9 protein-coding genes are annotated in these 13,920 nt (G+C 61.8%); 3 read left to right on the top strand and 6 right to left on the bottom strand.

Features of this window, described 5'->3' with window-relative positions; translation table 11 throughout:
- Positions 1 to 7 precede the first annotated feature (7 nt).
- The 6 genes from narI to KGA89_RS29610 all read right to left on the bottom strand — a co-directional run bounded on the left by narI (position 8) and on the right by KGA89_RS29610 (position 9,493).
- Complete coding sequence (gene narI / locus KGA89_RS29635; protein WP_223473202.1) at positions 8 to 688, bottom strand: respiratory nitrate reductase subunit gamma; 681 nt, start codon at positions 686 to 688, stop codon at positions 8 to 10.
- Positions 681 to 1,436, bottom strand: a complete 756-nt coding sequence (narJ, locus tag KGA89_RS29630; RefSeq protein WP_013693501.1) for a nitrate reductase molybdenum cofactor assembly chaperone — start codon at positions 1,434 to 1,436, stop codon at positions 681 to 683. The genes narI and narJ overlap by 8 nt, the downstream gene beginning before the upstream one ends.
- Positions 1,437 to 1,438: 2 nt before the next feature.
- A complete protein-coding gene (narH, locus tag KGA89_RS29625) occupies positions 1,439 to 2,977 on the bottom strand; it encodes a nitrate reductase subunit beta (protein ID WP_003202449.1) in 1,539 nt (512 codons plus the stop codon).
- Between the two features lies 1 nt (position 2,978).
- Entirely contained in the window at positions 2,979 to 6,752 is a 3,774-nt protein-coding gene (locus tag KGA89_RS29620) for a nitrate reductase subunit alpha (RefSeq protein WP_003202451.1), read from the bottom strand.
- Between the two features lie 64 nt (positions 6,753 to 6,816).
- Positions 6,817 to 8,214 carry a NarK family nitrate/nitrite MFS transporter gene (locus KGA89_RS29615; protein WP_027911613.1) on the bottom strand — a complete coding sequence of 466 codons (1,398 nt, stop codon included), beginning with the start codon at positions 8,212 to 8,214 and terminating at the stop codon, positions 6,817 to 6,819.
- Positions 8,192 to 9,493 carry an MFS transporter gene (locus tag KGA89_RS29610; RefSeq protein WP_003202455.1) on the bottom strand — a complete coding sequence of 434 codons (1,302 nt, stop codon included), beginning with the start codon at positions 9,491 to 9,493 and terminating at the stop codon, positions 8,192 to 8,194. The genes KGA89_RS29615 and KGA89_RS29610 overlap by 23 nt, the downstream gene beginning before the upstream one ends.
- Before the next feature lie 308 nt (positions 9,494 to 9,801).
- Here KGA89_RS29610 and KGA89_RS29605 point away from each other — a divergent pair, with 308 nt between their 5' ends.
- The 3 genes from KGA89_RS29605 to KGA89_RS29595 all read left to right on the top strand — a co-directional run bounded on the left by KGA89_RS29605 (position 9,802) and on the right by KGA89_RS29595 (position 13,170).
- The gene (locus KGA89_RS29605; RefSeq protein WP_013693503.1) at positions 9,802 to 11,601 is read left to right on the top strand and encodes a HAMP domain-containing protein; all 1,800 of its coding nucleotides are present in this window, start codon (positions 9,802 to 9,804) and stop codon (positions 11,599 to 11,601) included.
- Positions 11,598 to 12,245 (top strand): two-component system response regulator NarL, encoded by a 648-nt coding sequence (narL, locus tag KGA89_RS29600; RefSeq protein WP_003202460.1) that lies wholly within the window; start codon positions 11,598 to 11,600, stop codon positions 12,243 to 12,245. The genes KGA89_RS29605 and narL overlap by 4 nt, the downstream gene beginning before the upstream one ends.
- A 247-nt stretch (positions 12,246 to 12,492) precedes the next feature.
- The gene (locus KGA89_RS29595; RefSeq protein WP_223473201.1) at positions 12,493 to 13,170 is read left to right on the top strand and encodes a Crp/Fnr family transcriptional regulator; all 678 of its coding nucleotides are present in this window, start codon (positions 12,493 to 12,495) and stop codon (positions 13,168 to 13,170) included.
- Positions 13,171 to 13,920 lie beyond the last annotated feature (750 nt).

Raw genomic sequence — 13,920 nt, 5'->3', positions numbered from 1 at the left:
CTTCTCCTCAAAACTTCTGCCGAACGATTTGATAACGACGCCCCAGGTACCAGACCGGCGCACTGACGATATGGACCAGACGGGTGAACGGGAACAACACGAACAGGGTCAGGCCCAGCACCACGTGGAGCTTGTAGACCAGGCCCACCGGCGCTATCGAGGTAGCGGCTTCGACCGGACGCAACAGCACGGTGTTCTGGGCCCAGTCGGCCAGCATCACCATCATCGAGCCGTCCATATGGGCGGTGGACGCCACGATGGTCATCAGCCCCAGTACCAGTTGCACCAGCAGCACCACCAGCACGAGGATGTCCGAGACATTGGAGGTGGCGCGAACCCGTGGGTCGGTCAGGCGACGGTTGAGCAGCATCACCAGGCCGATCAGGCCCAGTACGCCGAAGAAACCGCCGGAAACCATCGCCAGCAACTGCTTGTTCTCGGTGCTCAGCACATGGTGGTAGATCGCCGAGGGTGTCAGCAGGCCGACGAAGTGGCCGGCCAGCACGAACAGCACGCCGATGTGAAACAGGTTGCTGGCCACGCGCATGCCGCGCTTGTTCAGCATCTGGCTGGAACCTGCCTTCCAGGTGTACTGGGACAGATCAAAGCGTGCCCAACTGCCAAGCAGGCAAATCGCCAAGGCGACATAGGGGTAGACCCCGAACAACAACAGATCCCATTTAGACATTGCCCACCTCCCCGGCTGGCGCTGCGGCCAGCCCTTCATGCTGAAAATCCACCCAGTGCAGCGGCACCGCACTTTCGTCCCGCGCCTTGCCCGGCGCGCTGGGCAGTGAACTGCAACGGTCCTGCTGTTCGGCCTTCATGAAATCCACTGCCTCTTCTTCCCAGATCTTGTCCAGGGCTTCGAGGGAGTCGTCCCGTGGTTCGGCCTTCACTTGCTCACGCAACTCGGCCACGGCCACCTGGGGCTCGGCCCCGGCGATTTGCAGCAAGGCCCGGAAGCAACTGGCGTAGGCGCTTTCACGCTCGTCCAGGCGCGCCGCGAGCAAGGCCAGCAGGTGCGCGACATCGGCCAGGCCCTCGCGGGCCTCGAGGTCTTCGCGGGTGGACAGAAACTCCAGGTACAGCGGGATGTAGTCGGGCAGTTCCTTGACGCCGATGGCGAAACCGGCCTCTTCGTACTGAGCCATCATGTCGACCATGGCCTGGCCCCGGTCGCGGGATTCGCCATGGACATGTTCGAACAGCAGCAGCGACAGCGAGCGACCGCGGCCGAACAGAGCACCGTAGTGCTCCTGGCCATCCATCAGGTCCTTGCCGCAGATCACCTCCAGCAACTCGAACAACCCGGCGCGCTGGTTCGGACTGATTTCCCGCGTTTGGAGAATCGCTTGTTCCAGCTCATCCCGACCGGCCACCAGGGTCTCGGTCGGGTAGTCGAGCAGCAACGAAATCACCTTGAGAATGCGCATGCTCATTCCTCCCACAACTGCACGGTTTTGATCACGTCGCGGCGGTTGGCCTTCTTGCCACCGAACATGTTGGTGTCGGAGCTGCCACTGCAACCGCTGCCAAAGCTGAAACCGCACCCGGAACGCTCGGCGAACGCGTCGCTCATGGCGTCTTCGCGGTGGGCGCTTGGCACGACGAAACGGTCTTCGTAGTTGGCGATGGCCAGGTAGCGGTACATCTCTTCCACCTGGTTCACGCTCAAGCCGACGTCGGCCAGCACTTGCAAGTCCTGCACGCCGTCGACCTGCTCGGAACGCTTGTAGGCACGCATCGCCAGCAAGCGTTTCAGCGCAAGCTTGACCGGCTTTTCATCACCGGCGGTGAGCATGTTCGCCAGGTAGCGCAGCGGGATACGCAGGCTGTCGACGTCCGGGATCACCCCGTTCATGCCCACGGTGCCGGCCGTGGCAGCGTTCTGGATCGGCGACAGTGGCGGCACGTACCAGACCATTGGCAAGGTGCGGTATTCCGGGTGCAGCGGCAGTGCGAGTTTCCAGTCCACGGCCATTTTGTAGACCGGCGAGCGTTGCGCCGAATCGATCACCGACTGCGGCACGCCATCGGCCAGGGCCTGGCGAATCACCGCCGGGTCGTTCGGGTCGAGGAAGATCTCCAGTTGTTTCTCGTACAGGTCCTGCTCATTGGCGGTGCTTGCCACTTCGCTGATGCGATCGGCGTCATACAGCAACACGCCGAGGTAACGGATGCGGCCAACGCAGGTTTCAGCGCAGACGGTCGGCATCCCGGCTTCGATGCGCGGGTAGCAGAAGATGCATTTTTCCGACTTGCCGCTCTTCCAATTGAAGTAGATCTTCTTGTACGGGCAGCCGCTGATGCACATGCGCCAGCCGCGGCACTTCTCCTGGTCGATCAGGACGATGCCGTCCTCTTCGCGCTTGTAGATCGCTCCGCTCGGGCACGACGCCGCGCACGCCGGGTTCAGGCAGTGCTCGCACAGGCGCGGCAGGTACATCATGAAAGTGTTTTCGTACTCGCCGTAGATGTCCGCCTGGATCTTGTCGAAGTTCTTGTCCTTGCGCCGCTTGGCGAATTCAGTGCCGAGGATTTCCTCCCAGTTCGGGCCCCATTCGATTTTCTGCATGCGCTTGCCGGACACCACCGAGCGTGGTCGCGCGGTGGGCTGGTGCTCGCCCAGCGGTGCGGTGTGCAGGTGCTGGTAGTCGAAGTCGAACGGCTCGTAGTAATCGTCCAGGCTCGGCAGGTCCGGGTTGGCGAAGATGTTCGCCAGCACGCGGAACTTGCCGCCGATGCGCGGGTTGATCGAACCGTCAGCGTTGCGGATCCAGCCGCCTTTCCACTTGTCCTGGTTTTCCCACTCCTTGGGATAGCCGATGCCAGGCTTGGATTCGACGTTGTTGAACCAGGCGTATTCCATGCCTTCGCGGCTGGTCCAGACGTTCTTGCAGGTAATCGAGCAGGTGTGGCAGCCGATGCATTTGTCCAGGTTCAGGACCATGCCGATTTGTGAGCGAATCTTCATCTCAGTTCTCCTCGATATCAGTCGGCAGTGGACGCGGCAAATCATCGCCACTGGAACCATCGAGCCAATCGACCTTGACCATCTTGCGCACCACGACGAATTCGTCGCGGTTGCAACCGACCGTGCCGTAATAGTTGAAGCCGTAGGCCTGTTGGGCGTAGCCGCCAATCATGTGGGTGGGCTTGAGCACCACGCGGGTCACCGAGTTGTGGTGGCCGCCACGGGTCTTGGTGGTTTCCGAACCCGGCACGTTCACGATCCGTTCCTGGGCGTGATACATCATCACCATGCCTTCCTTGACCCGTTGGCTGACCACCGCACGGGCGGTCAGCGCGCCGTTGACGTTGAAGCATTCGATCCAGTCGTTGTCCTCGATACCGGCGCGCTTGGCGTCGATTTCCGAGAGCCAGACAATCGGTCCGCCACGGCTCAAGGTCAGCATCAGCAGGTTGTCGCTGTAGGTGCTGTGGATACCCCACTTCTGGTGCGGGGTGATCCAGTTCAGGACGATCTCGGTCTCGCCATTGCTGCGCTTGCCCTTCACGCCGGCGATGGTGCGGGTGTTGACCGGTGGCCGATAGCTCATCAGTTGCTCGCCGAACGCCTGCATCCACGGGTGATCCTGGTAGAACTGCTGGCGACCGGTGATGGTGCGCCATGGGATCGACTCATGGACGTTGGTGTAGCCAGCGTTGTAGCTCACGTGATCGTCTTCCAGGCCAGACCAGGTCGGGCTGGAAATGATCTTGCGTGGCTGGGCCTGGATGTCACGGAAGCGAATCGCCTCGTGCTCCTTGGACACCGCCAGGTGGCTGTGGTCGATGCCGGTGAATTCCGACAGCGCTGCCCAGGCTTTCACCGCGACATGGCCGTTGGTTTCCGGCGCCAGGGACAGGATCACTTCGGCAGCATCAATGGCGCTGTCGATTTTTGGCCGCCCTTGGCTGATACCCGCCTCGACTTCCTTGTGGTTCAGTTCGCCAAGGAATTTAACTTCAGTGTCGGTGTTCCAGTTGATGCCCTTGCCGCCGTTGCCGAGTTTTTCCAGCATCGGGCCCAGGGAGGTGAACTGCTTGTAGATGTTCGGGTAGTCGCGTTCCACCACTTGCAGGTTCGGCGCGTTCTTGCCCGGGACCGGCGCCACACCGGCACTTTTCCAGTCGGTGCCGCCGAATGGCTGGGCCAGTTCGCCGACGCTGTCGTGCATCAGCGGTACGGTGACCAGGTCTTTCTCGACACCCAAGTGGCCGACCGACATGGCGGAAAACGCCTTGGCGATGCCCTTGTAGATTTCCCAGTCCGAACGCGACTCCCAGGCCGGATCGATGGCGGCCGACAGTGGGTGAATGAACGGGTGCATGTCCGAAGTGTTCATGTCGTCTTTTTCGTACCAGGTAGCGGTTGGCAAGACGATGTCGGAATAAACGCAGGTCGAGGACATGCGGAAGTCCAGGGTGGTCACCAGATCGAGCTTGCCAATGGCGCCCTCGTCGACCCATTCGGCTTCGGTGGGCTTGCACTCGGTGCTATGGCCGATGTCTTCGTTCATCACGCCGTTCTTGGTGCCCAGCAGGTACTTGAGCATGTACTCGTGGCCCTTGCCCGAGGAGCCCAGCAGGTTGGAACGCCAGATGAACATGTTGCGCGGGAAGTTCACCGGGCTGTCCGGTTGCTCGCAGGCAAAGCGCAGCGAACCGTCCTGCAGCGACTTGACCACGTAGTCCTTGGGGTCCATGCCCGCGGCGGCGGCATCGCGGCAGATGTGCAGCGGGTTGGTGTTGAGCTGCGGTGCGCTCGGCAACCAGCCGGCCCGTTCGGCGCGGATGTTGTAGTCCAGGGCGTGCTCGGGAAATTGCGATTTGTCGGCCAGGGGCGAGAGCACATCGTGCATGCTCATCTTCTCGTGGCGCCATTGCGAACTGTGCCCGTAGAAGAAGCTGGTGCCGTTCATCTGCCGTGGCGGACGGTTCCAGTCCAGGCCAAAGGCCAGGGGCAGCCAGCCGCATTGCGGACGGAGTTTTTCCTGGCCGACATAGTGGGCCCAGCCGCCGCCGGTCTGGCCGACGCAACCGCAGAGCATGAGCATGTTGATCAGCCCGCGGTAGTTCATGTCCATGTGGTACCAGTGGTTCATCGCCGCACCGACGATGATCATCGAGCGTCCACGGGTCTTGTCGGCGTTGTCGGCAAACTCGCGGGCGATCTGGATCGCCTTCTCGCGGCTTACGCCAGTGATCTGCTCCTGCCAGGCCGGGGTGCCAGGCACCGAGGCGTCGTCATAGTCCTTGGCAACGTTGGCGCCGCCCAGGCCACGGTCGATCGCCAGGTTGGCCGCCGACAGGTCGAATACGGTGGCGACTTTCGCCACGCTGCCGTCGGCCAGTACCACGCTGTGCACCGGCACCCGCCGGAACTGCACCGCGTCACCGGCCACGTGCTGGAAGTACTCCTGGGCTTCGCCAGCGAAGTACGGGAACGCCACCTCGGCGACGTCGCCGCCGATCAGGCTCAGCTTGAGGTCGATCTCACGGCCCTCGCCGCCTTCACGGGGCAGGATGTTCCACTTGCCCTTCTCACCCCAGCGATAGCCGATGGAACCTTGGGGCGAAACCAGTTCGCCGGCGGCATCCATGGCGATGGTTTTCCATTCCGGGTTGTTGTCCTGGCCGAGGTTGTCGGTCAGGTCGCTGGCCCGCAGGAAACGGTCCGGCTGGTAACCCGCGCCCGGAGCGGCGCCGAGCATTGGCTTGAGCATCACCAGTACCGGCAGGTCGGTGTAGCGCTTGGCGTATTCGGTGAAATAGACGCTCGGCTTGTCCAGGTGGAATTCTTTGAAGATCACATGGTTGAAGGCCTGGGCCAGCGCGGCGTCGGTGCCCTGCTTGGGGTTGAGCCACAGGTCGGTGAGCTTGGCGACTTCCGAATAGTCCGGGGTGATCGCCACGGTCTTGGTGCCCTTGTAGCGCACCTCGGTGAAGAAGTGGGCGTCAGGGGTACGGGTCTGCGGAACGTTGGAGCCCCAGGCAATGATGTAGTTGGAGTTGTACCAGTCGGCCGATTCCGGCACGTCGGTCTGCTCGCCCCAGACCATCGGCGACGCTGGCGGCAAGTCGCAATACCAGTCATAGAAGCTCAGGCAGACGCCACCGATCAACGACAGGTAACGCGAGCCGGCGGCGTAGCTGACCATCGACATGGCCGGGATCGGCGAGAAGCCCACCACCCGGTCCGGGCCGTGTTCCTTGACGGTGTAGACGTTCGCTGCGGCGATGATCTCGTTGACTTCTTCCCAGTTGGAACGGATGAAGCCACCCATGCCGCGCTTGCTTTTATAGGAGTCGGCCTTGGCCTTGTCCTCGACGATGCTGGCCCAGGCTTCCACCGGCGGCAGGGTCTGCCGGGCTTCACGCCACAGCTTGAGCAATGGCTTGCGAATTTTCGGGTACTTGAGCCGGTTGGCGCTGTAGATGTACCAGCTGTAGCTCGCGCCGCGAGGGCAGCCGCGTGGTTCGTGGTTGGGCAGATCGTTGCGGGTACGCGGATAGTCGGTCTGCTGGGTTTCCCAGGTGATCAGGCCGTTCTTGACGTAGATTTTCCACGAGCACGAACCGGTGCAGTTCACCCCATGGGTGGACCGCACGATCTTGTCGTACTGCCAGCGCGAACGGTAGACGTTCTCCCAGTCCCGGGACTCCTTGCGGGTCTCGCCGTGCCCGTCTGAAAACTCGCCTTGCTTACGGTTGAAAAACCGCAGTTGATCCAGTAAATGACTCACAGTGTGTTCCTCTCAGGCTTGCTCCGCGGGGTCTGCGCCCCGCCCACGCAGGTTTAGGTTCGGCTTAGCAAGGTGTCGCGGCGCCCTTGCGGGCATACCACCACCAGGTCACCACGATGCAGCTCAGGTAGAAGCCGACGAACATGTAGAAGGCCATCTCCGGGCCGCCGGTCAGGGCCATCGAAGTGCCGAATGATTTGGGAATGAAGAAGGCTCCGAAGGCGCCCATGGCCGAGCTGAAACCCAGCACCGCAGCCGATTCCTTGCCGGCGTTCTTGAGCGCCAACTCGCGTTGCTCGGGCTTCTTGCCCAGGGCGGCTTTCTCGTGCAGGGTGCGGAAGATCACCGGGATCATGCGGAAGGTCGAACCGTTGCCCACGCCAGTGGTGATGAACAGCAACATGAACATGCCCAGGAAGCCGTAGAAGCTGCCGCCCTGGCCGTTCTGCGGAAGAAAGTGCAGGACGCCGAACACCATCACGATCATCAACACGAAGTTCCACAAGGTGACCTTCGCACCACCGAGCTTGTCCGCCAGCCAGCCGCCCAGCGGCCGTACCAGCGCGCCCACCAGCGGGCCGAGGAAGGCGAATTTCAGGGCGATGACTTCCGGGAACGAAGTCTTGATCAGCAACGGGAAGGCGGCGGAGAAACCAATGAACGAACCGAAAGTGGCCAGGTACAGCCAGCACATCAGCCAGTTGTGCTTGCGCTTGAAGATCACCGCCTGTTCGCTGAACGAGGCGCGGGCGCTGGACAGGTCATTCATGCCGAACCAGGCGATCACGGTAATGGCGAGGATGAACGGCACCCAGATGAAACCGGCGTTCTGCAACCACAGCGAGCTGCCGTCGGCCAACACCTGTGGCTGGCCGCCCATGAAGCCGAACACGCCGAAGGAGATCACCAGCGGCACGCTGAACTGCATCACCGACACGCCCAGGTTACCCAGCCCGGCGTTCAGGCCCAGGGCGGTGCCCTGCTGGGACTTGGGATAGAAGAAGCTGATGTTGGACATGCTCGAGGCGAAGTTGCCGCCACCAAAACCGCAAAGCAATGCGATCAGCACGAACACGCTGTAGGGCGTGGCCGAATCCTGCACGGCGAAGCCCATCCACAAAGCCGGTATCAGCAACGACGCCGTGCTCAGCGCGGTCCAGCGGCGTCCGCCGAAGATCGGCACCATGAACGAGTAGAAGATGCGCAAGGTTGCGCCGGACAGCCCCGGCAATGCCGCCAGCCAGAACAGCTGGTCGGTGCTGAAGCTGAAACCGATGGCATTCAGGCGCACGATCACCGTGCTCCAGACCATCCACACCGCGAAGGCCAACAGCAGCGCCGGGATGGAAATCCACAGGTTGCGCCGGGCGGTCAGTTTGCCGCTACTGCCCCAGAAAGCAGGGTCTTCCGGGCGCCAGTCATGAATGACCGGGCCCTTTTCAGGCGTTTGCAGAACGGACATGTTCTTCTCCTTGGGCAATGCTGGAAAACGGGGATTGAGTGGCCGGCGGCTGTTTACCCAGCAGCGGGCGCTTGCGCATTTCGCTGAAGTACATCCAGGCCAGGGAGACCCAGACCACGCCGTACATCAACATGAAGCAGGACGAGCGCACGCCGGTGAGGTCCACCAGGGCGCCGAACATGATCGGCAGCACGAACCCGCCCAGGCCGCCGGCCAGGCCGACGATGCCGGACACCGCGCCCATGTTTTTCGGGTAGTCGTTGGCGATGTATTTGAAGACCGAGGCCTTGCCGAACGCGAAGGCAATGCCCATCACGAACAGCAGCACGGTGAACAGCGTGGGGCTGAGACCAATGTGGAAATCGACGATGCCGTTGACGGTCTGCACTTGCAGTTGAGTCTGGGGATAGGAGAGCAGGAACAGGCAGATCCAGCTGACCCACAACACCCACCAGGTCACGCTCTGGGCGCCCCAGCGGTCGGACATCCAGCCACCGACCGCCCGCAACACGCCACCGGGCAAGGAGAAACACGCCGCCAGCAGCGCCGCGCTTTGCAGGCTGAAGCCGTATTCCTGCACGTAGTACTTGGTCATCCACAAGGCCAGTGCCACGTAGCCGCCGAACACGATCGAGTAGTACTGGCAGTAGCGCCACACGGCCGGCTCTTTCAGGGTTTTCAATTGCTCGCGCAACGTCGCGCCGCCGGTGCCGCTGTGTTCCTTTTTCTCGGTGGTGAGAAACCAGAACAACAGCGCGGTGATGAACAGGATGGCGCTGAACACTTTCGGCACCAGGTGCCAGGTGCCGAACGCGATCAACGCCGGGGCGAGGAACTTGGTCACTGCCGCACCGGCGTTGCCGGCGCCGAAGACGCCCATGGCAAAACCCTGGTTCTGCTTGTCGAACCATTTGGCGACGTAGGCGATGCCCACCGAGAACGAGCCACCGGCCAGGCCGACGAACAGGCCCAGTACCAGGAACTGCCAGAAGGCCGTGGCGAGGGTGATCAGGTACAGCGGCAATACGCAGGCCAGCATCAGCAGGAAGAACACGATCCGTCCGCCAAAGCGGTCGGTCAGAAGCCCCAGGGGCAAGCGCACCAGCGAACCGGTCAACACCGGCGTAGCGGCCAGCAGGCCAAACTGGGTTTCATTGAGGGCCAGCAGTTCCTTGATCGGAACCCCCAGCACGGCAAACATCATCCAGACCATGAAGCACACGGTGAAGGCCAGGGTACTCATCCCTAGTACCAGCCCTTGTTGCACTTGCGCTCGCATCACGATGCACTCCGTCAGTTCGATTGAGCGCAGCCTAGTGATACGAACCCCGCGAAAACTTGACCTGGATCAACGTGTGCCGGGGCGGTCCAGGCCTATGCTTGGCCCGTCTACCTCCAAGGAGGTAGACCCGGATATTGATACAACCCTTTATTTATCAATACCTTGATCAAGTCTGCCGAAGCTTTTATGGAAATGGAGCGGCCGACAACTCTTTAGAGGTAGTGCGCCCAGGATTGGCTGCTACACCCCCAGGTCCAGGGCGCCCCTATGCTCGGTTCACAGTTTTGCCCCGCAGGCCCGCGTCGATGATGCGTTGGCTGCGCAGTTCCCTGCCCGCTCGCGCCGGGCTGGCGGTGATCCTGATCGCCATCCTGGCCCTGGCCAGTTCCTTGAGTGCAGGGTTGATCGCCTGGTTCAGCCAGGGCGACGCTGCCGCCATCAACACCGCCGGCTCCGTGCGCATGGAGACCTACCACCTGAGCTGGAAACTGGCGGCGGGGGCCAACGACGACGTCCCGGCGATCATCGCCAGCCTGCAACAACGCCTCGACAGCCCTGCCCTGCGCGCCGTGCTGGAAGATGGGCCGGAAACCTCCCTGCACAAGAGCTATCGCGACCTTGTGCAACGCTGGAACCAGACTTTGCGCCCGGCCATCGAGCGTGGCGACTCGGCGTTTTTCCAGGCCAATGCCAATGCCTTCGTCAACCAGTTGGACCGGTTCGTTACCCTGCTGCAGCGCCAGAGCGAGCACAAGCAAGGCTGGCAGCAGGTGATCCAGGGCGCGGCGCTGTTCAGCACCATGATCATCCTGCTGATCGGCCTGTATGAATTGCAGTACGGCGTGGTCACGCCCTTGCAGGAGTTGGTGGACGCCACCCAGCGCTTTCGCCGTGGCGAATTCCAGGTGCGAGTCAATCACCAGTCCGAAGATGAACTGGGCCAGTTGGCGACCAGTTTCAACACCATGGCCGAGACCATCGAGCAATCGCACCGCACCCTGGAAAACCAGGTCCGGCAAAAGACCCTGAACCTGCAACAGGCCAACGCCGCCCTGGAGCTGCTGTACCAGAGCAGTCGCAGCCTGGCGACGCGACAGGCCAATGCCGAAGGGCTGGATGAATTGATCCGGCGCTTCCAACAGCGCCTGCCGGGCCTGCGCCTGACGCTGTGCCTGCAAGGGCAATTGCAATCACCGGCCAGGCACCTGCTGGCGTTGCATGGCGCCGACAGCCGCCAGGTCTGCGCCAGCAGCGATTGCGCCAGTTGCCATAAACGCAACGCGGCACGCCCGCAAGCCTTCAGCATCAGCAACCAGGGCAACGAACTGGGTGAGCTCAAGGCTCATTTTGTCGACGGCCACGCCGCGCAGCCCTGGGAAACCGCATTGATCCAGGCCCTCGCCAACCTGATTGGTACGTCGCTGTCGCTCAAGCGCCAGCGCGAACAGGACCATCGCCTGCTGCTGCTCGATGAACGCACGATCATTGCCCGCGAGCTCCACGATTCCCTGGCCCAGGCCTTGTCGTACATGAAGCTGCAAGTCAGCCGCATGCAGACCCTGATGCGTCGGGGCGAACCGGTGCAGACCCTGGAGACCGTCACCGGTGAACTGCGTGAAGGGCTCAACAATGCTTATCGCCAGTTGCGCGAGTTGCTGACCACCTTCCGCTTGCAGATCCACGACGATGGCCTGGTCGAAGAGCTCAAGGACACCGCCGAGGAATTCTCCAACCGAGGGGACTTCAAGGTGCATCTGTTCGTCGACACCCTGGCCTTCGAGCTGTCGGCCAGCGAGCAGATCCACATCCTGCAGATCACCCGTGAGGCGCTGTCCAACTGCCTGCGCCATGCCCATGCCGAAAACGCCTGGCTCGAACTGCGCCAGGAAGGCGAGACCGTGCAGCTGTCGATCGAAGACGATGGCCGCGGCTTCAGCGGCGAGGTCGACCAGCGCGAACACCATGGCCTGAACATCATGAACGAACGGGCCCGCAGCCTGCGCGGCCAACTGCAGATTCTCTCCCGAACACCCCAGGGCACCCGCATCCAGGTGCATTTCCAACCGGAATTCCTGGGCCAACACACCGAAGGCCTCGCAACATGAACGCCCCCCTGCGCCACACCCTGCTACTGGTCGACGATCATCCGATGATGCGTCGCGGCATTCGTCAGATGCTTGAGCTCGAAGACGATTTGCAGATCGTTGGCGAAGCCAGCCACGGCGAAGAAGCCCTGACCCTGATCGAACCGCTCAAGCCCGACCTGGTGCTGCTGGACAACAACATGCCGCAGATGAACGGCATCGAGACCCTGCGTCGGCTGCGCGCCATGCACTACACCGGCAAGGTGCTGCTGTTCACCGTGTCCGATGCCGAGGACGACATCCGCGATGCCCTGCGCCTGGACGCCAACGGTTACCTGCTCAAGGACATGGAGCCGGAGCTGCTGATCCAGTACATCCGCGATGCCCTCAACGGCGCCCTGGTGATCAGCCCCGGCCTGACCCGCGTCATGGCCCAGGCGCTGCGCTCGCCACCGCGCCAGGCCGATGTGGAACTGACCGAGCGCGAACGCCAGGTCCTCAAGACCATCGCCGGCGGCTACAGCAACAAGGTCATCGGGCACAAGCTGGGCATCACCGAAGGCACGGTCAAGGTGCATGTGAAGAACCTGCTGCACAAGCTCGGCTTGCGCTCACGGGTCGAAGCTGCGGTGTGGGCAATGGAGCATTTGCGCGGGGCGGGCTAGCCCAGCAAAACACACCAACTGTGAGAGCAGAGCCTGCAGGAAAAAATCCTGTGGGAGCAAAGCTTGCTCGCGATAGCGGTGGTTCAGCTTGCGCAAATGTTGAGCGTGCTGCCGCCATCGCGAGCAAGCTTTGCTCCCACGGGGTTTTGCCTTGATCGAAAGACCCATCCCTCTTCCGAGGTAGGCCTGCCGAGGCATAGGCCGACGGTGATTTGGGCTCTACCATGACGGCACGCGGAGGTACGCCATGCTGACCCACCCTTCCATCGTTTTACTGTTGCGTCGTCATCACCTGTTCAGCCAACTGCCGGAGCGGGTCTTTGAGGATGTCTGCAGCCTGGCTGTCCTCAAACGCCTGGAATGCAACAGCACGCTCATGCACCAGGGCGATCCGGCCAAGCGGTTTTTCTTGCTGGTCAGTGGTCAGATCAAGCTGTTCCGGGTGACCGGTGAGGGCCAGGAGAACCTGGTGGAAATCATCCAGCCCGGCCAGACCTTCGCCGAGGCCCTGCTGTTCAGCCAGGCCCGCTGCTATCCGGTCAGTGCGTCGGCGATCAAGGACAGCGTGCTGGTGAGTATCGAGGGCACCCATTACCGCAAGGCCCTGGAGGACCAGCCCAAGGTCTGCCTGGCGATCCTGGCGAGCATGAGCATCCATCTGCACCAGCGCCTCAAGGACATCGATAACTTGACCTTGGCCAGTGCCAGCCGGCGGGTGATCAATTTCCTGCTGCAGGAACGCGATCCGCGGGATGGTCAATTGGTGTTGCAGGTGTCCAAGCGTCTGGTGGCTTCCAAGCTGGGGATTCAGCCGGAGACGTTTTCGCGGATTCTTCATCGGTTGGTTGATGGGGGGTTGATTGCCATGGAGCGGCGTCAGATTCGTATCTTGTCCGAGGATGGGCTTGAGGGTTATCAGCAGTAGGTTTGTGTGAATATCCGTTATTTAGGTAACGGCGACTTATGGTTCAGCCCTTACGGCGGCTCACTTTTGAAGAGCCCGGAAGCCGGCCCAGTCAAAAGTAAGCAAAACGCTCTTGCCCCACCACTTGGTGCCTCGCTTAGGCTCGGCATGCCCGCCTAGTAGCCGACCTGGTTCTTGATGGGGACCGCATTCCTCCTGTGGGAGCGAGCTTGCTCGCGAAGAGGCCGGCACATCCAACATCATCACAAACTGACCCACCGCTTTCGCGAGCAAGCTCGCTCCTCACATGGGTTTTCGGGTATTCAAAGCATCCGCATACGACACAAGAACCTGTGGGAGCGAGCTTGCTCGCGATGACGTCGGCACAGCCAACCTCACCGCGAGCTGACCCACCGCTTTCGCGAGCAAGCCCGCTCCCACAGGAAAAACGCGGTCCCATCAAGAGTCAGGTCGGCTGTTAGGCCGCCTCGCGATGGACGTTGATCTCGGACGCCCCGTTAACCACGATGGCCGAACGCAGGTATTGCGCAGTGGGCCATGGATGGCCCTTCGCGGCGGCCCACGGAGCAATGCCTTCGTTCAGGCATGCCGAGCCTAAGCGAGGCACCAAGTGGTGGGGCAAAGCGCTTTTGGTTACTTTTGGCTGGTCCGGCTCCCGGCTCTTCCAAAAGTGACCCGCCGCAAGGGCGGAACCATAAGCCGCCGTTACCGAAGAAATGGATATTCACCCACCCCTAACCCGCATCAATC

This window comes from Pseudomonas sp. A-RE-22 (genome assembly GCF_019956035.1).
Classification (GTDB): Bacteria; Pseudomonadota; Gammaproteobacteria; order Pseudomonadales; family Pseudomonadaceae; genus Aquipseudomonas; species Aquipseudomonas brassicacearum.
The sequence above is the reverse complement of the archived record's forward strand: the minus strand, read 5'-3'. Positions and strand labels throughout refer to the sequence as shown.